Here is a 19,219-nt window from a genome sequence, read left to right as displayed (position 1 = left end):
GTCTTTCCCGGCCCTGGCGGCAAAGACGGCCCTTCACTATGCGCGACTTGAGCGAACGCTATTGCATCACCGCACGCACTGCTTGACCGAACCATCGGTCGGCGGCTCGATCATCGGCATCAGGGTCGGCGCCAGCACCGTCAGCAACTGCACCGGCAAGGCGCTGGTGAAGTCGTAGTCGGCCGACGAGGGCCCGTGCACATACGCCGTCATGCTCCCAAAAAAGCGTTCGCCGATGTTGAAGACGAAGGTCGCCGAGCGGTTCACGTAACGCGATTCGATCAACCGTCCGCCGCCGCCGTACACTTCGAAGCGCTGGTCGCCGGTACCGGTCTTGCCGCCCACGGCGATGATGCTGCCGTCAGCCATCTTGAAGGCGGTCTTGACCCGCTTGGCGGTACCGTCGGAGACCACGCCGCGTATCGCATCGGCCACCGCGCGCGCCACTTCCGGCGACAGGATCTGCTCGCCCGGCGCGCTCTTGGCCTGCTTGACCAGCGTCTCGTACGGCGTGCCCTCGGCAAAATGCAGCGAGTCGATGCGCTGCACCGGCTTGCGCACGCCCTTGTTGACGATAATGCCCATCATCTCGGCCAGCGAGGCCGGACGGTCGGCCGAGGCGCCCAGGGTCGTCGCATACGACGGCACCAGCGAGTCGAAGGGATAACCCATCTTCTTCCACTGCGCGTGGATCTTCAGGAACGCCTCGACTTCCAGCAGGCCGGCGATGCGGCGGTCCTGCGCGTGCTTGCGGTGCGTGTTGAACAGCCAGGCATACACTTCCTGGCGCTCCTTGACGCTGGCCGCGACCATGTCGGAATAGGTGGCAGCCGGATTGGCGCGGAAGTAACCGACCAGCCACAGTTCGAGCGGGTGGATGGTGGCCAGGTAGCCGCGGTCGGCCAGCGACATGTTCGCCGGGGCGTACTGGTCGTACATGCGCGCGATGCGCTCGTCCGGCACTTCGTTGGCCGACACCAGGTTGTCCTTCACGAAGGCCGAGAACTGCGCCAGCGTGGCGTTGGGAGCGATCGTGCGGTGCACGTTGGCCAGCCGGGTCGGGGTCGGGCGGAAGCTCGCGAGCAGCACTTTTTCGGCCTCGGCCGCGTTCTTGCCCTTGTACTTGTTGTAGAAGCGGCCGAGGAACTCGCGCCCTTCGCGGTCGGCGAAGCGGGCCAGGTATTCGGCGCGGCGCGGATCGTCGGCGTCGGCCAGCAGCGCGGCCGAGGAACCGGGCAGCTGGAACATGTAGTAGCGCACCACGTCGCGCATCAGGCGCACGAACACCAGGTTGGTCGAGCTGCGCAGCGCGTCGCGCACGCTCATGATGCGCGTGTTATCGAGGCGGCTGAAGTTGCCGAAGGTGTGCATGCCGCCGCCGGTAAAGAAGCCTTCGGCCGGGCTGCCCGAGTATTTGCGCTCGATCGCCGCTTCCAGCATGGCCGGCAGGTCGCGCGCGGCGCCCGACGGCATCGTCAAGAAGTATTCGATGGCCCACTGCGACAGCCGGTCCTTCGGATCGACCACGGTCTTGCGCAGTTCTTCGGCGCTCATGCCGTTGAAGCGCTGGTACAGCTGGTCGACGATGTCCATGTAGGTCACCAGGGTGCGCAGCTTGGCGGTGGAGCCGAGGTCGAGTTTCGCGCCTTCGTTGATGTCGAGCGGCTGGTCGTAGTTATCGGTCTGCACGCGCAGGTAGTTGGCCTTTTCGCCGCGTTCCATCAGCGTGAAGCTGTACACCACGTTGGCCGGGTCGCCGTTGCCCAGCATACCCTTGCCGGTCAGGCCGGCCTCGCGCGCCGAGTCGGCGTCGCGCAGCTTGCGCAGCATGGCGGTGACGGCTTGCTGCGCTTCCGAGTCGAGCGTGCTGACCACCGACAGGTCGAGGCGGTCCAGGTTGTACAGGCGCGAGTCGCCCAGCAGACCGGCCAGGTGGGTGCGCACCGCGTTCGAGGCCTTGCGCGATACAAAGGCGTTGGCCGCCGGCGGCGCCACCCCGGAACCCTTGGCCGGCTCGAGCTTCATGCCCAGCGCGGCGTCGCGCAGCTGCGGCGTGATCACGCCAGCCTGGGCCAGCACCCGCAAGTGGGTGTTGGTCAGGTTTTCGAGGTCGTTGGCGCCGGCGCCCAGGTAGTGGGCCGGACGGCGCTGCGCGATCATCAGCGACAGCGCCTGCTTGTACACCAGCGCGGCGTCGGGCGAATGCGGCTCGTCCTTGAGCAGCTTGTTCATGGCCGCGAAATCGCGTCCGTACCAGACCCACATGCCGTCGCCGATGCCGTTGACTTCACCGTAACCGGATTTGGCCGACAGCGGCACCGTGTTCAGGTAATCGATCACGATCTGGCGCCGCGCCTTGGTGGTGTCTTCGCCGTACTGGTAGGCGCGCAGGGTGGCCGAGACCATCTGGCGCGCTTTTTCCGACAGCGAGCTGGTACGCCCGTCCGGCGAATGGCGGTATTTTTCGATCTGGGTGGCCAGCGTGCTGCCGCCGGCCGAGCGCTTGTCGCCGCCGCTGAAAACGTGCAGCGACTTGTCGAAGACGGCCTTGCTGAAACGGTCCCACTCGACCGCCGGGTTGCGTTTCGGGTAGGTCGGGTCGAGCAGTTCGCGGTTTTCGATGAACAGCAGGCTTTTGACGAGCGAGGACGGGGCGTCGTCGAACTTTTCGTAAAAACGCTCGGGAAAGCGCGACAGGAACAGCGGCTCGCTGCGGCAGTCGAGGATTTCGAGGCCGACCTTGGTCTTCTCGCGGTAGGTCGCGAACAGGCCCTGGTCGGCCAGTTCCACCATCTTGGGCGACAGGCGCGCCTGCGAATCGATCATGAAGTCGCGCGATTTGAGCTTGGCCAGGTAGTCGGGCAGGTTGGCGTAGCCGAGCCGCTCGTCGTACGGGCTGTCGTGCGGGAAGCGGATATTGGTGCTGGGGCCCTTCTCGACCTTGTAGCTGATCTTCTTGGCGATGCCGGCGAAGTACTTGGCCTGCATCGACGAGGTGCGCACCTCGTCGAGCAGCCACCAGACGCCGGCGCCCAGCAAGGCCAGTAACAGCAGCCACAGGACCAGCTTGATGCGGCTGCGGCGGCGCGGAGGGGTGCCTTGCGGCGCGGTGTCGTGTTCTGCTTCGGGCAAGGTGGCGGTGTCGGAATTGGGCAAGATGTCGGTGTCTGTGTCGGTATCGATGTGCGTGCCGGCGGCGCTGGAGGCGCCGTCGGACACGAGGGAAAGGTGGGAATGCGGTGTCGCCGTGCCGTCGTCCGGCTCCGGCGCTGCCTGGCCGAGCTGGATCAATGCCGCGCGTGCGCGCAGTTTGCGCACCGCGCTGGCGACGATGCGGGGCCGTCGAGAACGACGATTACTTTCCATGATGGCTCAACCGGTTCAAATCAATCGTCCCTGCAATCACCGCATCGACCTTCGCCATCGTGCAACGGGTCGCTTCGTGTGATCGGGTGGTCAATCGCATTCCTGTGGTATTAAAAATTCACTGATTAGATTCTCACCCGAATCTCACCTGCGTCGCAGGCGCGATCCGGGTACTGCACGGTCACCATTCCACCACATCGGGTGACCGTGGCGAAGGCATGTTCAAGAAAACTTGATCTGGCCGTTTGTTTTTCGCAAAAAAACAACGGCTCAGCGCGCCTCACAAAAGCGTTGCCGCAAAAGGCGTCACACGCTTGTCACGCCGGCGCCTCGCAGGGGACGTATTCGATGTCCATGGCGCCCAGCTGCGCGCACATGTCGGCGAAGGCCGAGGCGGTCAGCGCCGGTTCGCCCTTGACGCCCAGTTCGATGTGGCCGCGCGTGACCGCGTCGCCCACGCTCGGCAGGCTGAATACCTTGACCGGGGCGTAACGCGCTTCCAGCGCTTCCATCAGCGGATTGAGGGTCGACTCCATCGAGCCGTACACCAGCACCGACTGCTCGCTGTGCGGCTGGCGGTTGAACAGGTGGCTGTAGAGCTCGTCGAGCACCCAGGCGATCATCGGCCAGGCCATCACCGGAAAGCCCGGCACGAAGTGATGCGTGCCGACCGTGAAACCGGCGATCTTGTTGTAGGCGTTGGGGATCAGCGAGGCGCCTTCGGGGAATTCGGCCATCTTCAGGCGGTGCAGGTTTTCCGGCGAATCCAGGTCGGCTTGCTTGCCGGCTTCGGCCGCCATGTCGCGGATGCGCTCCTCGATGTTGGCGCGGCCCTGCGGATGCAGCGCCAGCGGCACGCCGAGCGCGCTGGCGGCGCATGCGCGCGTGTGGTCGTCCGGGGTGGCGCCGATGCCGCCGCAAGAGAACACGATGTCGCCGCTGGCCATGGTGCGCTTGAGGGTGGCGCTGATGCGCGCCGGATCATCGCCCAGGTACTCGGCCCAGTCCAGCTTGAGGCCGCGTTCGGCCAGCAGCTCCAGCACCTTGGGAAAGTGCTGGTCGCGCCGCTTGCCCGACAGGATTTCGTCGCCGATGATGATCAAACCGATTGCCATGTGTTTCTCCGTTGTTGCAAACGTTGTTGCGAACGTTGTTGTGAACGTTGTTGCGAACGTTGTTGCGAAAATCATCAGTGTGCCATGAAAGCGTCAGGCCGGTGGCGACGCATCGGCGCTGGCAACGGCGGCGACCGGCGCCGCCGCCGCCGCGCGCAGCTCGCGCAGCGCATGCATGCAGTAGTACTGGAACCACAGCGCGGTAAACACGAAGATCAGCACATACAGCCAGATCGAGATCGCCGCCAGGAAGGGGAACAGCACGATCGACATGACCGCGCCGCCGATCCAGACGATGCCGGGCAAGGCGCCGATGAAGCCGGACACGATGCCGATGAAGGTCAGCTGGGCGCGGTGGCGGCGCCGGATTTCCTTCATTTCCTCGGCGCTGGCATAGTCTTCCAGGGCGTCGTAGACCATCACGCGGCTGGTCAATGCACCCCACAGCACCACCTGCACCAGCACCGCCACCGGCGGCACGATGTACAGCGGCAGGCTCAGGACCCAGACCACCACGAACAGCGCGGCGCTGCTGAGGTTGATCGCCAGGCTGGCCATGAAGCTGCCTTCGTTCTTCGCTTCGAGGGTGCTGAAATGGCGCGCCGCGACATGGCGCGTGATCGGCGGCATGGCGGCCACGCCCATGAAGACCAGCGAGGTGACGATCATCAGCGGCAGCAGCAGGAGCATGGCGATCAGCGGCACGATGATGGTTTTCAGGAAGCCCAGGCCGAAGGAACCGAGCATGCCGCTGGTGGTCTTGAACCAGTCGTGGTCCTGGAACAGGGCCTGGACGTAGTCGAGCAGCGGCTGGAAGCCGAAGGCCAGCAGGATCGCCCACAGCACCACCGACAGCAGGAAGGGAATCACCGTCAGCAGCAGCATCTTCGGATTGGCCTGCGAAACCAGGGCGTGGCGGTAGGCGGTGGCGACGGGGCGCCAGGGAGTCTTGGTCATGGAAAGCGGCTGAATATAGTCAAAAAGTCCACGCAGTGTAGCGTGCTTTGGGCTGCCACGGGAGTGGCGTCAATAGCGCTTTGAGTTGGCATGCACTACAATCGCCAATCACACCGATTTACTAAGGAAAACCATGTCCACCATCACTACCGATTCCGGCCTCCAGTACGAAGACACCACCGTCGGCGAAGGCGCCGAAGCGAAAGCCGGCCAGCACGTCGCCGTGCATTACACCGGCTGGCTGCGCAACGACGACGGCACCGCCGGCGCCAAATTCGACTCCAGCAAGGACCGCAACGAACCGTTCCAGTTTGCGCTGGGCGCCGGCCAGGTCATCAAGGGCTGGGACGAAGGCGTGCAGGGCATGAAGGTCGGCGGCGCGCGCCGCCTGACGATCCCGGCCAGCCTCGGTTACGGCGCGCGCGGCGCGGGCGGCGTGATTCCGCCGAACGCCACGCTGATTTTCGACGTCGAACTGCTGAAGGTTTAAGCATGTCGATGGGCGCCTTGCGCTGCGCGCTGGCGCTGCTGGTGGTGGCCATGACCAGCGGCTGCGTGGTCGTTGCGGTCACCGGCGCGGTGGTCAGTGCCGGCGCGGCGGTCGGCTCGGCCGCGGTCAGCACCGGGGTCGCAGTGACCAAGGGCGCGGTCAAAGTGGCCACCTACCCGTTCCGCGACAGCGACGAGGAAAAGGCGGCCAAGGCGAAAGCCGAGGCGCAAGACTGACCATCGTCGTTCCCGCAAAGGCGGGAACCCAAGTACGTAGCGCAGCCACGAGCAGCTAGACAAACTTGGGTTCCCGCCTGCGCGGGAACGACGGGTGCGCGGGATCGAGCGTCCCAAGCTGAGCATCCCCTCTAATCTCTTGCGCTTTTCCGCTGTTTGCGGTGCAAGCTGCGCTAAGATTCTCGTCACTGAATTTCAGCCCACCCCAGGAGATAAGATGAGCTTGCAGGAACAGTTTGACCAGGCCTTGGCCGATTCCAAAAATCTGTCCGAGCGTCCGGATAACCAGACCTTGTTGAAGATTTACGCGCTGTACAAGCAGGCGTCCGCCGGCGACACCGACGGCAACCGTCCCGGCATGACCGACTTCGTCGCCCGTGCCAAGTACGATGCGTGGGATGCGTTCAAGGGCACGTCCAGGGACGACGCCATGCAGCAGTACGTCGACCTGATCGACGAATTGAAGGGCTGATCCGGCGCCCCGCACGACCCCGGCGCGGCCGCTTCAGGCTGCGCCGAATACCGCTTTCATCTTTTCCGTCACCTTCGCCTCGATCGCCGGCGCGAACGCACTCATCAAGAATCCGAGACGGATCGTCATTGCCACCTGCTGCGCTTCCACGGCCAGCGATCCATTCACGCCGCTGCGCTCGAAATGCAGTACGTCGCCCTGCCATGCGCATTCCAGGCCGTATTCGGCGGCAATCTTGTCGGCGACTTTCTGGGCCGCTTCACGGGCCTTGTTGGGTGTCAGGCTATGTTCCTGAACGATGCTGATGTCAGCCATGACTTTCCTTGTTGTGTTTTTCGCGCACATGATACCTTGTTGCGCCGAGCCCGCCTAGTTCGCCCCGCCCGCGCCGCTTCCCGTCCTATAATGCTTTTCGGCTATTTTTAATCGGAATGACATGAGCGACATCCAACTCATCGCCGCGATCCTGTTCGGACTCGCCCTGGCGCACACCTTCGCCGCCAAGAGTTTCGAACGCCTGGCCGACCGCTATCCGCGCCATGCCGGCCTGCTCCACTTCTTCGGCGAAGTCGAGGTGGTGTTCGGCCTGTGGGCACTGGTGCTGATCGTGGCCATGGCCATCGTCCTGGGCGGCAGCGAAGCGATCGCCTACGCCGAATCGCGCACCTACACCGAACCGCTGTTCGTGTTCGTGATCATGGTGGTGGCGGCCTCCAGGCCGGTGCTCGAAGCGATCCGCGCCCTCATCGCCGCCCTGGCGCGCCTGGTGCCGCTGCGCACCCCGGTGGTCAATGTGTGGCTGTGCCTGGCGCTGGTGCCGCTGTTCGGCTCGCTCATCACGGAACCGGCCGCCATGACCCTGGCCGCCCTGATGCTGGCGCCCCAGATTTTTCGCAAGGACATGCCGGAGTGGCTCAAGTACGCCGCCCTCGGCGTGCTGTTCGTCAATGTGTCGATCGGCGGCACGCTCACCTCCTTCGCCGCGCCGCCGGTGCTGATGGTGGCCTCCACCTGGCAGTGGGACAGCGCCTTCATGGCCTCGACCTTCGGCTGGCGCGCCGCCGTCGCGGTGCTGGTCAACGCCACCGTGGTCACCGTCATGCTGCGCCGCCACATCGTCGAGGCGCCCGCGCCGGCAGCCGGGACCGTCAGGGTGCCGGCGCTGGTGAGCGCGATCCACCTGGCCTTCCTGGCGGCCGTGGTCGCCTTTGCCCACCATCCGGTGATTTTCGTCGGCCTGTTCCTGTTCTTCATCGGCTTCACCCACGCCTACGACAACTACCAGAGCCCCCTGATCCTGAAAGAAGGCTTGATGGTCGGCTTCTTCCTGGCCGGACTGGTGGTGCTGGGCGGCATGCAGCAATGGTGGCTGCAACCGATCGTCTCCAGCCTGGGGCCGACCGCGCTGTTTTTCGGCGCCACCGCGCTGACCGCGATCACCGACAACGCCGCCCTCACCTACCTCGGTTCGCTGATCGTCGGCCTGTCCGACCAGGCCAAGTACATGCTGGTGGCCGGCGCGGTGGCCGGCGGCGGGCTGACCATCATCGCCAACGCCCCCAATCCGGCCGGCGCCGCCCTGGTGCGCGACGGCTTCGAGGATGAATCGATCGGGGTCGGCGGCTTGCTGCTGGGCGCGCTTCCGCCGACCGTCATGGCGATGATCATGTTCCTGCTATGACGATTCGAGGAAGCGCTTGCGATATATCAAACCCGCAAGCGCTTATCGGCGCGACCATTTCTGTTCAGTTCGCTTGAATTGGCAGGAAAACAAGACTTGGTTTTTGGGCAAGCAAGTGCGCATTTGCTTATGTGGATTGTGTATAAGCCTCAATTGTGGGAATAAGCGAATTGCCCTAAAATACAGTGCTTTGCTATGGTTGGCATTAGCGCTGCCACCGGCCCGCAGCACCCCTTTTCACTGATAGGACTGTTATGACCCACGTTGTCACCGAATCGTGCATCAGCTGTCGTTACACCGATTGCGTCGATGTATGCCCGGTAGATTGTTTCCGGGAAGGCCCGAATTTTCTCGCGATCGATCCGGACGAGTGCATCGATTGCGCCGTGTGCGTGGCCGAATGCCCCGTCAACGCCATCTATGCGGAAGAAGATGTGCCGGGCGACCAGCAGCAATTCATCAAGATCAACGTCGATCTGGCGCGCGCCTGGCCGTCGATTACCAAGACCAAACCGGCCTTGCCCGATGCGGAACAGTGGAAAGATGTCAAAGACAAGATCGATCAGCTGATCCGTTAAGCCAGCCAGCAGCCCCGCCGGTCCGCCCTCGCGGCCCGGCGCCAGGTTCGCGCCAGCAAGATCGTCTCCATCGTGGCACACTGTCGGCCATCCGCAGCAACGCTTAATGCACTGCTGCAAGCTGCACCCCACCCCAAAATCAACAGGAAGTAAGCGCATGACTATCATCGCCAACCATGAAGCAGGCAGCGTCGCTGCCAATAGTTCCTTTGCCGGCGCCATCGAATCCGATGCCGTGATCATCGGCGCAGGCCCGGTCGGATTGTTCCAGGTGTTCGAGCTGGGCCTGCTGGAAATCAAGGCCCACGTGATCGATTCGCTGCCGGCCGTGGGCGGCCAGTGCGTCGAACTGTATCCCGACAAGCCGATCTACGACATTCCCGCGGTACCGGTGTGCACCGGCCAGGAACTGACCGACAACCTGCTCAAGCAGATCGAGCCGTTCGAGCCGACCTTCCACCTGGGCCAGGAAGTGACCGTGGTGCAGCGCCGTGAAGACGGCCGTTTCAACGTCGAAACCTCGACCGGCACCCAGTTCATCACCAAGACCATCTTCATCGCGGCCGGCGTCGGTTCCTTCCAGGCGCGCACGATCAAGGTCGACGGCATCGAAGCGTTCGACGGCACCCAGGTGCACTACCGCGTCAAGGATCCGAGCCAGTTCGAAGGCAAGAACCTGGTCATCTGCGGCGGCGGCGACTCCGCGCTGGACTGGGCCCTCAATTTTGTGGGCAAGGCCGAATCGGTGGTGCTGCTGCACCGCCGCGAGGACTTCCGCGCGGCGCCGGCCTCGGTTGCCAAGATGAAAGCCCTGTGCGAAGCCTACGAAATGCAACTGATCATCGGCCAGGTCACCGGCTTCGATGAAAAAGACGGCAAGCTGAGCGAAGTCAAAGTGACCGGCGCCGACGGCGTGACCCGCCGCGTACCGCTCGACATGCTGCTGGTGTTCTTCGGCCTGTCGCCGAAGCTCGGCCCGATCGCCGAGTGGGGCCTGGACATCGAGCGCCGCCAGCTCAAGGTGCAGAACACCGAGAAGTTCGAAACCAATGTGCCGGGCATCTTTGCGGTGGGCGACATCAACACCTATCCGGGCAAGAAGAAGCTGATCCTGTCGGGCTTCCACGAAGCGGCCCTGGCCGCCTTCGGCGCGGCGCCGTACATCTTCCCGGACAAGAAGATCCACATGCAGTACACGACCACCTCGCCGAAACTGCACAAGATCCTCGGCGTCGAAACCCCGACCTTCGACTAATCCATCTCAGTCTTACCGCCACAACAGATGCCCCGCTCAGCCGGGGCATTTTTCATGCTGCGTTAGGTAGCTCATAAACGCAGCGCAGCATTGTGTGATAAAACAGCGTATCAATCACGTTTGGCTTGCCTGAAACTGACAGCCGCGCTTGATTTCCAACAAGAATTCTAAATTGCAAGCGCACCTTTCAAATGGCCTATAATTAATCGGCACACCTTACGCAAACGATTGCAAGGCAACGATTACAACGAAGGAATATGTATGCTTTACCAATTGCACGAGATGCAACGCTCATTCCTGACGCCACTGATGCAGTGGGCTGACGCTTCTTCAAAACTGTTTTCGAATCCGGTCTCGCCGTTCGCGCACACGCCGTTCGCGCAGCGCATCGCCGCCGGCTACGAGCTGATGTACCGGCTCGGCAAGGATTACGAAAAACCCGCTTTCGACATCACATCGACCGTCATCGACGGCGAAACGGTCGGCATCATGGAACACGTGGTCCAGGTGCGCCCGTTCTGCCGCCTGCTGCATTTCAAGAAAGACCTGAGCGACAAGGCCACCGAAAAACTGGGCCAGCCCAAGGTGCTGCTGGTCGCGCCGCTGTCCGGCCACCATGCGACCCTGCTGCGCGACACCGTGCGCGGGCTGCTGACCGGCCACGACGTCTACATCACCGACTGGACCGACGCGCGCATGGTGCCGACCACCGAAGGCGCGTTCCACCTGGACGACTACATTTATTACGTGCAGGATTTCATCCGCCTGCTGGCACCCGATCTGCATGTGATCTCGGTCTGCCAGCCGACCGTGCCGGTGCTGGCCGCGATCTCGCTGATGGCCACCGCCAAGGATCCCAAGCTGCCGAAGACCATGACCATGATGGGCGGCCCGATCGACCCGCGCAAGTCGCCCACCGCGGTCAACGACCTGGCCATCGAAAAGCCGTTTTCGTGGTTCGAAAACACCGTGATCTACGCGGTACCGGCCAACTACCCGGGCTTCGGGCGCAAGGTGTATCCGGGCTTCCTGCAGCACGCCGGCTTCATCGCCATGAACCCGGGGCGCCACGCGCAGAGCCACCGCGAGTTCTACAACCACCTGGTGGCGGGCGACGACGAACCGGCCGAAAGCCACCGCCAGTTCTACAACGAGTACAACGCGGTGCTCGACATGCCGGCCGAGTACTACCTGGACACCATCAAGACCGTGTTCCAGGAGCACCGCCTGCCGAAAGGCACCTGGACCGTCGGCGGCAAGCTGGTGCGGCCGCAGGACATCACCACGGTGGCGCTGTTCACCGTCGAGGGCGAACTGGACGACATTTCCGGCGCCGGCCAGACCCAGGCCGCGCATGACCTGTGCACCGGCATTCCGGCCGAGATGCAGCAGGACTTCGTGGCGCCGAAATGCGGCCACTACGGCATCTTTTCGGGCCGCCGCTGGCGCGAAGTGATTTGCCCGAAGATCGGCGAATTCATCCGCAAGCACGGCTGATTTTCCCTGTCGCCGACGAATGCCGCATGCGTGCGGCATTTTTTTCGCCCGTGCCGCGCCGCCGCGCGCCGCCGCTGGCGATACGGATGGCGGGCGGCGACTATAATGGCGCTTTCTTACCTGTTTGCCCGCCACCGCCGTGACCAAGACCCTGGCCGACCACATCGAAGACCTGCTGCCGCAGACCCAGTGCACCAAATGCGGGTACGCCGCCTGCCGCCCGTACGCTGAAGCGATCGCCGAGGGCGCGGCCGACATCAACCAGTGCCCGCCGGGCGGCATCGAGGGCGTGGCGCGCCTGGCCGCGCTGCTGGGGCGCAAGGTGATTCCGATCAATCCGGCCAACGGGGTCGAGCGTCCACGCCCGGTGGCCTTCATCGATGAAGCGCTGTGCATCGGCTGCACCCTGTGCATCCAGGCCTGCCCGGTCGATGCGATCATGGGTGCGGCCAAGCAGATGCACACGATTTTGCCGAGCCTGTGCACCGGCTGCGACCTGTGCGTGGCGCCCTGCCCGGTCGACTGCATCAGCATGATGCCGGTGACGGGCGAGCGCACCGGCTGGGACGCGTGGTCGCAGGAGCAGGCCGACGCGGCGCGCGAGCGGCACGACTTCCGCAGCGCGCGCCTGCAGCGCGAGCGCGCCGAAAACGATGCGCGCCTGGCCGCCAAGGCCGTCGCCAAGCTGCAGGAAGTGACGGCCCAGCCCACCAACACCCCCGAAGAACTGGCCGAGAAGGAGCGCAAGCGCGCCATCATCGCCGCCGCCATGGAACGCGCGCGCCAGAAGGCGGCGCCGCCTGCAAAAGAATGAGCGATGAATCCAGCAAAACGCCTTGAAATCTTTACCCGCTTGCGCGCCGCCAACCCGCATCCGACCACGGAACTGGACTACACCACGCCGTTCGAACTGCTGATCGCGGTGCTGCTGTCGGCCCAGGCCACCGACGTGGGCGTAAACAAGGCCACGCGCCGCCTGTACCCGGTGGCCAATACGCCGGCGGCCATCCTGGCGCTGGGGATCGACGAACTCAAGTCGTACATCCAGACCATCGGCCTGTATCACACCAAGGCCAAGAACGTGATGGCGACCTGCCAGATGCTGATCGACCTGCACGGCGGCGAAGTACCGCACTCGCGCGAGGCGCTCGAAGCGCTGCCGGGCGTGGGACGCAAGACCGCCAATGTGGTGCTCAATACGGCCTTCGGCGACCCGACCATCGCGGTCGATACGCATATTTTCCGGGTCTCGAACCGGACCGGCATCGCGCCGGGCAAGGATGTGGTGGAGGTCGAGCAGAAGCTGCTCAAGTTCGTGCCCAAGGAGTTCTTGCAGGATGCCCATCACTGGCTGATCCTGCACGGGCGCTACACCTGCATCGCGCGCAAGCCCTTGTGCTGGAACTGCATGATCGCCGACCTGTGCGATTACAAATCGAAAACCCCGGCGCCGGCGGTGAAATAGCTTCCCGTCTGCGCTCACTTCGGAGGATGACATGACAGCAGAACCGCCTCGCCGGCATGGCGCGTCGCTACGGGCCGTATGCGCCGACATCGTCACCTTGCGCGTCGATGCCATCGTCAATGCCGCCAACTCGTCGCTATTGGGCGGCGGCGGGGTCGATGGCGCGATCCACCGCGCGGCCGGGCCGGAGCTGGTGCACGAATGCCGCCTGCTCGGCGGCTGCAAGACCGGCGAGGCCAAGGCCACTGGTGCTTATCGGCTGGCGGCGACATGCATCATCCACACGGTCGGCCCGGTCTGGCGCGGTGGCGGCAATGGCGAAGCGGCGCTGCTGGCCGGCTGCTACCAAAGCGCCATCGGCATCGCCGCCGCGCGCGGCCTGGCGTCGATCGCCTTCCCGGCGATCAGCACCGGCATATACGGCTACCCGCCGCCACTGGCGGCGCAAGTGGCCGTGACCAGCGTGCGCGCAGCGCTGCTGACGGCAGCGAGCCTGCGCGAGGTCGTGTTCTGCTGCTTTTCGGACGCCGACCTGGCGCTGTACGAAGCGGCGCTGGAAGCGCGCGCATGATTTCATCGCACTACGTGAGCCGCATCGCGCTGCTGCGCGAGCGGGTCGACTCCTTCGAGCGCTATCCATTTTGCCTGCCGGCCGTGCGTTCGCTGCATGAACTGGAGCTTCACCCCAAGGTGACCTTTATCATCGGGGAAAACGGGTCCGGCAAATCGACCCTGCTCGAAGCAATGGCCGTCTCGCTCGGCTTCAATGCCGAAGGCGGCACCAGGAACTTCAGCTTCGGCACGCGCCGCTCGCATTCGGAACTGCACGAATATCTGCGCGTGAGCAAAGGCTTCCGGCGCTGGCGCGACGGCTTCTTTTTGCGGGCCGAGAGTTTTTTCAACGTCGCCACCGAAATCGAGCGCCTGGACGAAAGCGGCGGGCCCGGGCCGCGCGTCATCGATTCCTACGGCGGCGTCTCGCTGCACGAGCAGTCGCATGGCGAATCGTTCCTGGCCCTGATGACCGAACGCTTTGGCGGCAAGGGCCTGTACATCCTCGACGAGCCGGAAGCGGCGCTGTCGCCGCAGCGCCAGCTGGCCGTCCTCTCGCGCATGCACGACCTGGTGCTGGACGATTCGCAGTTCATCGTGGCCACCCATTCGCCGATCCTGATGGCCTACCCCGGCGCGCGCATCTACCAGTGCGGGGCCGACGGCATTACCGAGGTAGCGTACGAGGACACCGAGCATGTCCAGGTCACGCGCGGCTTCCTGCTCAACCCGGAGCGCACCTTGCGCGAGCTGCTGAAACGCTGACGTTCAGGTCGGGCAATCGACGAAGTCCCAGTCGGCATGCTGGAAGCGGATCAGCCAGTTGAGGGCGTGGTGGCGTTCCATCACCACGTCCGGATCGGCGCCGAACTGCGCATCCGTCTTTTTCAGGCGGATCTGGCGGATGTTCCAGTGCAGGCGGTAGGTCTGGTCGAGCGCGTCGACGATCTGGCTGGCGTCGCGCAGTTCCGGGCCGCGCATCTCGATCTGGCGCGCCACGGCGGCGGACGTGTCGCACGGCGCATCCGGATACGGCAGTTCGCCGACCATGCCCAATGCCCACTGCAGTACGTACAGGCTCTCGTAACGCCACAGGAACTGCGCGCACTCCTGCTCCGACGGCGACTCCAGCGCCAGGAAGGCGCGTTCGGCCGCCGACAGGCTGTCTTCGGCCAGCGGCATTTTGTCGAGCAGGGTGGCGACCGGCATCGGCTCGCCCGACGCCACCGATTCGGCGCGCAGCGCAACGAGCAGCAAGGCGCGTGCGCGGCCGACAACCTCGTCGCGCTCGCGCAGGGTGACCTCCTCTTCGCACGCCAGCGGCGGCAGGCTGTCCGGCACGGCGATGCCGCGCGCGGCCAGCATCGCTTCGGTGGCGGCCTTGCGCGTCCACGACGGCGCCGGGTAGGGCACGCTGGCATCGGGCGCGGCCTGGCCGTCGGCGACGTTAATCAAGACATGGCCGTCGGGGTCGCGCACGTGGCCGTCGGGCGTGAACAGCAGCGCGTTGGCGTCGCGCGCCCAGGCGTGCAGCTCGGGCAGCGCGTCGTCGGCCACCTCCATGCTGAGGTGATGCTGGACGCGCTGCATGTGCAGGATGACGTGGTATTTATCGCGCGTCATCGCGTCCGTGCCGCGGCTGAACACATAGCCGCAGAAGCCCTGCAGGTGCACCAGCAGCTCGCTGTCGGACAGGTCGCGCCGGCCTTGCAGCGTGTGGGCAAAGGCCGGCTGCGCGATGGTGTGGCGCGTGCAGTAGATGTTGTACAGGGTGGTCGCGCCGCTGGGCGCGGCCGGCACGACAGCCTGCGGACGGGCGAACAGGCGCTTGAGTGAATTGATCATGGGGCTCGGTGGGACGCTGGCGAAAACGCCATCATACCGGCGCGGCGCGCTTTTCGGCAGGATCATTGCGCCGTGCGCGGCATGACACCGCGCCACGGATCACAGCAGGACCAGGTTGTCGCGGTGGATCAGCTCCGGGCCTTCCAGGAAGCCGAGCAGTTTTTCGATCTCGGAGGACGGCTTGCGCAGGATGCGGCGCGCCTCGCTGCTGGTGTAGTTCGACAGCCCGCGCGCCACCGCCGTGCCGTCTTCGGCCAGGCAGGTGATGATGGCGCCGCGTCCGAATTCGCCGCGCACTTCGATCACGCCGATCGGCAGCAGCGACTTGCCGTCTTTCGAGACCTTTTGCACCGCGCCGGCGTCCAGCACGACCTGGCCGGCGGTGTGCAGATGGTCCGCCATCCACTGCTTGCGCGCGGTCAGGCGGCCGGTCTGGGCGCGCAGCTCGGTGCCGATCGATTCGCCGCCGGCCAGGCGCGTGAGCACGTCGCTGTCGCGGCCCCAGGCGATGATGGTGTGCGCGCCCGAGCCGGCGGCGCGCTTGGCGGCCAGGATCTTGGTCAGCATGCCGCCGCGCCCGATGCTGCTGCCGGCGCCCCCGGCCATCGCTTCGAGTGCCGGGTCGCCCGCCTCGCCGTGGGCGATCAGCACCGCTTGCGGGTCCTTGCGCGGATCGGCGCTGTACAGGCCATGCTGGTCGGTGAGGATGACCAGGGCGTCGGCTTCGATCAGGTTGGCCACCAGCGCGCCCAGGGTGTCGTTGTCGCCGAACTTGATTTCGTCGGTGACGACGGTATCGTTCTCGTTGATGATCGGGACCACGCCCAGGCGCAGCAGGGTGGTGAGGGTGGAGCGCGCGTTCAGGTAGCGTTCGCGGTCGGCCAGGTCGGCATGCGTGAGCAGAACCTGGGCCGTGCCCAGGCCGTGCGCGCGAAAGCTGGTTTCGTAGATCTGCGCAAGGCCCATCTGGCCGACGGCGGCGCAGGCCTGCAGTTCGTGGATATCGGTCGGGCGCTTCTCGAAGCCGAGGCGCAGCATGCCTTCGGCGATGGCGCCGGAGCTGACCATGACCACTTCCTTGCCGAGGGCGCGCAGGGCGGCGATTTGCGCGGCCCAGCGCGCGATGGCGGCGTGATCGAGCCCGCGTCCGTCGTTGGTGACGAGCGAGGAGCCGACTTTGATGATGATGCGGGTGGCGGTCTGGATGACGGAGTTCATGGGGCGGCGGCTCTGATCAGCGCGGGCGCAAGGCAAGCAGCAGAAGGCCCGCCGCCAGTTCGATCCCGCAAACGACTAACAATAATCCCTGGGGCAGGCCGATGGCAAACGCCGCGACAAAGCGGCCCGCCGGCTGCGCCAGGACGAACAATGCGGTGATATCGCCGAGGACAGGCTGGTCGGCCTGCCTTGCTGCCAGCAGCGCCAGGGCGGCGGTAGCCACCCTCACGCCGACATACATGGCGAAGAACTGGCTGTAGCCGTTCACGCCAACAAGAAACACGCCCATGGCGATCGCCACCCGGTCCGGGTCCAGCAAGGCCGCGAGTGCGGCCAGCGAACTGGCGAGGGCGATCAGGTTCAGAAGCTGCGCGCGCAGCCTCCATCTGGGCATGGGTACTGCCAATTTAGTCGAGGATCTTGAAGCGCGGATCGTCCGGATCGATCGACGCAATGCCGCGTGCTTCTTCGGTCATCTGCGTTTCTTCGGCGCGGTGCTCGCTCTTCTTGACGGTCTCGAGGTGCAGGTAGATGGCGTTGACCAGCTCCGGGCAGCCTTCGTGGCTCAGTGCCGAGATTTCGAACACAGGACCCTTCCAGGCCATGCGCTTGACGAAATCCTTGACCAGCTTCTTGCGGTCTTCTTCCGGCACCACATCGAGCTTGTTCAGCACGAACCAGCGCGGCTTGTCGACCAGGGTCTCGTCGTACTTTTCGAGTTCCTTGATCAGCGCCTTGGCTTCCTTGACCGGATCGACATTGGTTTCGAACGGCGCCATGTCGACGATGTGCAGCAGCAGGCCGGTACGCTGCAGGTGGCGCAGGAACTGGTGGCCGAGGCCCGCGCCTTCGGAGGCGCCTTCGATCAGGCCGGGAATGTCGGCGATGACGAAGCTCTTTTCGTGCGACACGCGCACCACGCCCAGGTTCGGGTGCAGGGTGGTGAACGGGTAGTCGGCGATCTTCGGCTTGGCGTTCGACACGGCCGTGATGAAGGTCGACTTGCCGGCGTTCGGCATGCCCAAGAGGCCCACATCGGCCAGCACCTTCAGTTCCAGGCGCAGCTCGCGCCGTTCGCCTTCCTTGCCTTCGGTCTTTTGACGCGGCGCGCGGTTGGTCGAGGACTTGAAGTGGATATTGCCCCAGCCGCCCTCGCCGCCCTTGGCCAGCAGTTCGGTCTGGCCGTGTTCGGTCAGGTCGGCGATGATCTCGCCATTGTTGTTATCGACGATCAAGGTGCCGACCGGCATGCGCATATAGATGTCTTCCGCGCCCTTGCCGTAGCAATCCGCGCCGCGGCCCGGCTCGCCGTCCTTACCCTTGTGCATTTTGGAGTAACGGAAGTCGACCAGGGTATTGATGTTGCGGTCCGCAACAGCCCAGATGGAGCCACCCTTGCCGCCGTCGCCGCCGTCCGGGCCGCCGAAGGGCCGGAATTTCTCGCGACAGAACGATGCGCAGCCATTGCCGCCGTCGCCGGCGATGACCTCGATTTTTGCTTCGTCGATAAACTTCATATTTTGTGCCGCCCTAAAACTAAAAAGGCTCTACCGTGGGCAGAGCCTTTCAATGGAAGGCTTGCGCCTTACAAATGTGCGCCATGACAGCGCGGATACGACTTACGCTGCGACGGCTTCTGCGTCGTTAGCGACAACGGTAACGTACTGCTTCGAGCCAACGCCCTTGACAACGAACTTCACCTTGCCGTCGACCAGCGCGAACAGGGTGTGATCCTTGCCGGTGCCGACGTTTTCGCCTGCGCGCACCGGGGTGCCGCGCTGACGGATGATGATGCCGCCGGCATTGATGGTCTGGCCGCCGTAGACTTTAACGCCAAGGCGTTTTGATTCCGAGTCACGGCCGTTGCGCGTTGTGCCGCCGCCTTTTTTGTGTGCCATTTAAATACTCCTGGATAGCTGGTTAACTTTGGACTGATCTAGCCGGGCTCGCTGAGCCTGGCACACGGAATTAACCGTTGATCGAAACGATTTGAATTTCGGTGAAATTCTGGCGATGGCCCTGATGCTTCTGGTAGTGCTTACGACGACGCATCTTGAAAATCTTCACTTTATCGTGACGACCGTGTGCCACAACAGTTACCAGTACCGTTGCACCTTCGACCAATGGCGCACCAAACTTGATGGTGTCGCCCGCGCCTACTGCGAGAACTTGATCGATGGTGAGTTCGGAACCAATGTCTGCCGGTATCTGTTCTACTTTAAGTTTTTCGCCAGCGACAACTTTGTATTGTTTGCCACCGGTTTTTATGACCGCGTACATGATAGGAAACCTCATCAAATGTTAAAAAATTCCCTGGCCGGAGCCGGGGGAACCGCAGATTATACATGGATTGGTTTTTTTCGTCAAAAGACATGCACAAGGCCACATGTTCGTGGTATGTCGACAACTACAAGGCGCTGCGCGGGCGGGCGGCGCGCCGTCAATACGGGCGGGCGTTACCGTAGAGCATGGGGCGGAAACAGGCGGCTTGT

General features: G+C 64.1%; 21 protein-coding genes. 11 read left to right on the top strand and 10 right to left on the bottom strand.

The window, feature by feature from the left end; translation table 11 throughout:
• Positions 1-66 precede the first annotated feature (66 nt).
• From EJB06_RS13965 to EJB06_RS13955, 3 genes are all read right to left on the bottom strand, one after another.
• On the bottom strand, positions 67-3,366 hold the full coding sequence (locus EJB06_RS13965) for a transglycosylase domain-containing protein (protein ID WP_229427071.1): 3,300 nt from the start codon (positions 3,364-3,366) through the stop codon (positions 67-69).
• A gap of 317 nt (positions 3,367-3,683) precedes the next feature.
• Positions 3,684-4,481, bottom strand: coding sequence for a competence/damage-inducible protein A (locus EJB06_RS13960; RefSeq protein WP_126074620.1), 798 nt, complete (start codon positions 4,479-4,481; stop codon positions 3,684-3,686).
• Positions 4,482-4,574: 93 nt separating this feature from the next.
• Complete coding sequence (locus EJB06_RS13955; protein ID WP_126074619.1) at positions 4,575-5,438, bottom strand: EI24 domain-containing protein; 864 nt, start codon at positions 5,436-5,438, stop codon at positions 4,575-4,577.
• A 133-nt stretch (positions 5,439-5,571) separates the two neighbouring features.
• Here EJB06_RS13955 and EJB06_RS13950 point away from each other — a divergent pair, with 133 nt between their 5' ends.
• From EJB06_RS13950 to EJB06_RS13940, 3 genes are all read left to right on the top strand, one after another.
• Positions 5,572-5,928, top strand: a complete 357-nt coding sequence (locus tag EJB06_RS13950) for an FKBP-type peptidyl-prolyl cis-trans isomerase (RefSeq protein WP_126074618.1) — start codon at positions 5,572-5,574, stop codon at positions 5,926-5,928.
• Positions 5,929-5,930: 2 nt separating this feature from the next.
• Positions 5,931-6,164 (top strand): hypothetical protein, encoded by a 234-nt coding sequence (locus EJB06_RS13945; RefSeq protein ID WP_229427070.1) that lies wholly within the window; start codon positions 5,931-5,933, stop codon positions 6,162-6,164.
• 217 nt (positions 6,165-6,381) lie between these two features.
• Positions 6,382-6,636, top strand: a complete 255-nt coding sequence (locus EJB06_RS13940) for an acyl-CoA-binding protein (protein WP_126074617.1) — start codon at positions 6,382-6,384, stop codon at positions 6,634-6,636.
• A 33-nt stretch (positions 6,637-6,669) separates the two neighbouring features.
• Here EJB06_RS13940 and EJB06_RS13935 read toward each other — a convergent pair whose 3' ends face one another.
• Positions 6,670-6,951, bottom strand: a complete 282-nt coding sequence (locus EJB06_RS13935) for a polyhydroxyalkanoic acid system family protein (RefSeq protein WP_126074616.1) — start codon at positions 6,949-6,951, stop codon at positions 6,670-6,672.
• Positions 6,952-7,072: 121 nt separating this feature from the next.
• On the opposite strand from EJB06_RS13935, the gene EJB06_RS13930 reads away from it, so the two are divergent.
• The 8 genes from EJB06_RS13930 (at position 7,073) to EJB06_RS13895 (ending at position 14,429) form a co-directional block, all read left to right on the top strand.
• On the top strand, positions 7,073-8,317 hold the full coding sequence (locus tag EJB06_RS13930) for a putative Na+/H+ antiporter (RefSeq protein WP_126074615.1): 1,245 nt from the start codon (positions 7,073-7,075) through the stop codon (positions 8,315-8,317).
• Between the two features lie 254 nt (positions 8,318-8,571).
• Entirely contained in the window at positions 8,572-8,895 is a 324-nt protein-coding gene (gene fdxA / locus EJB06_RS13925; protein WP_126074614.1) for a ferredoxin FdxA, read from the top strand.
• Between the two features lie 157 nt (positions 8,896-9,052).
• A complete protein-coding gene (locus EJB06_RS13920; protein WP_229427069.1) occupies positions 9,053-10,150 on the top strand; it encodes an NAD(P)/FAD-dependent oxidoreductase in 1,098 nt (365 codons plus the stop codon).
• 261 nt (positions 10,151-10,411) lie between these two features.
• On the top strand, positions 10,412-11,647 hold the full coding sequence (locus tag EJB06_RS13915; RefSeq protein ID WP_126074613.1) for a polyhydroxyalkanoate depolymerase: 1,236 nt from the start codon (positions 10,412-10,414) through the stop codon (positions 11,645-11,647).
• A 139-nt stretch (positions 11,648-11,786) separates the two neighbouring features.
• The gene (rsxB, locus tag EJB06_RS13910; protein ID WP_126074612.1) at positions 11,787-12,461 is read left to right on the top strand and encodes an electron transport complex subunit RsxB; all 675 of its coding nucleotides are present in this window, start codon (positions 11,787-11,789) and stop codon (positions 12,459-12,461) included.
• A 3-nt stretch (positions 12,462-12,464) separates the two neighbouring features.
• The gene (gene nth / locus EJB06_RS13905) at positions 12,465-13,112 is read left to right on the top strand and encodes an endonuclease III (RefSeq protein WP_126074611.1); all 648 of its coding nucleotides are present in this window, start codon (positions 12,465-12,467) and stop codon (positions 13,110-13,112) included.
• A 31-nt stretch (positions 13,113-13,143) separates the two neighbouring features.
• The gene (locus tag EJB06_RS13900) at positions 13,144-13,683 is read left to right on the top strand and encodes an O-acetyl-ADP-ribose deacetylase (RefSeq protein WP_126074610.1); all 540 of its coding nucleotides are present in this window, start codon (positions 13,144-13,146) and stop codon (positions 13,681-13,683) included.
• Positions 13,680-14,429: an AAA family ATPase gene (locus EJB06_RS13895; RefSeq protein ID WP_126074609.1), complete on the top strand. Its 750-nt coding sequence runs from the start codon at positions 13,680-13,682 to the stop codon at positions 14,427-14,429. Before EJB06_RS13900 ends, EJB06_RS13895 begins: the two co-directional genes overlap by 4 nt.
• 3 nt (positions 14,430-14,432) lie before the next feature.
• Here the strand turns inward: EJB06_RS13895 and EJB06_RS13890 are convergent, their stop codons facing one another.
• The 6 genes from EJB06_RS13890 to rplU all read right to left on the bottom strand — a co-directional run bounded on the left by EJB06_RS13890 (position 14,433) and on the right by rplU (position 19,007).
• A complete protein-coding gene (locus EJB06_RS13890) occupies positions 14,433-15,509 on the bottom strand; it encodes a DUF4272 domain-containing protein (protein ID WP_164557912.1) in 1,077 nt (358 codons plus the stop codon).
• 99 nt (positions 15,510-15,608) lie between these two features.
• Entirely contained in the window at positions 15,609-16,727 is a 1,119-nt protein-coding gene (gene proB / locus EJB06_RS13885; protein WP_126074607.1) for a glutamate 5-kinase, read from the bottom strand.
• Between the two features lie 16 nt (positions 16,728-16,743).
• Positions 16,744-17,121 carry a hypothetical protein gene (locus EJB06_RS13880; RefSeq protein WP_126074606.1) on the bottom strand — a complete coding sequence of 126 codons (378 nt, stop codon included), beginning with the start codon at positions 17,119-17,121 and terminating at the stop codon, positions 16,744-16,746.
• Positions 17,122-17,134: 13 nt separating this feature from the next.
• A complete protein-coding gene (obgE, locus tag EJB06_RS13875) occupies positions 17,135-18,244 on the bottom strand; it encodes a GTPase ObgE (RefSeq protein ID WP_126074605.1) in 1,110 nt (369 codons plus the stop codon).
• 102 nt (positions 18,245-18,346) lie between these two features.
• Positions 18,347-18,625 (bottom strand): 50S ribosomal protein L27, encoded by a 279-nt coding sequence (gene rpmA / locus EJB06_RS13870; RefSeq protein ID WP_126074604.1) that lies wholly within the window; start codon positions 18,623-18,625, stop codon positions 18,347-18,349.
• A 70-nt stretch (positions 18,626-18,695) separates the two neighbouring features.
• Entirely contained in the window at positions 18,696-19,007 is a 312-nt protein-coding gene (rplU, locus tag EJB06_RS13865) for a 50S ribosomal protein L21 (RefSeq protein WP_054268134.1), read from the bottom strand.
• Between the last annotated feature and the right edge of the window lie 212 nt (positions 19,008-19,219).

It is taken from the genome of Massilia atriviolacea (assembly GCF_003953935.1).
Classification (GTDB): Bacteria; Pseudomonadota; Gammaproteobacteria; order Burkholderiales; family Burkholderiaceae_D; genus Telluria_A; species Telluria_A atriviolacea.
Note: the sequence above shows the minus strand (reverse complement) of the source record. Positions and strands in the feature narration are given on the sequence as shown.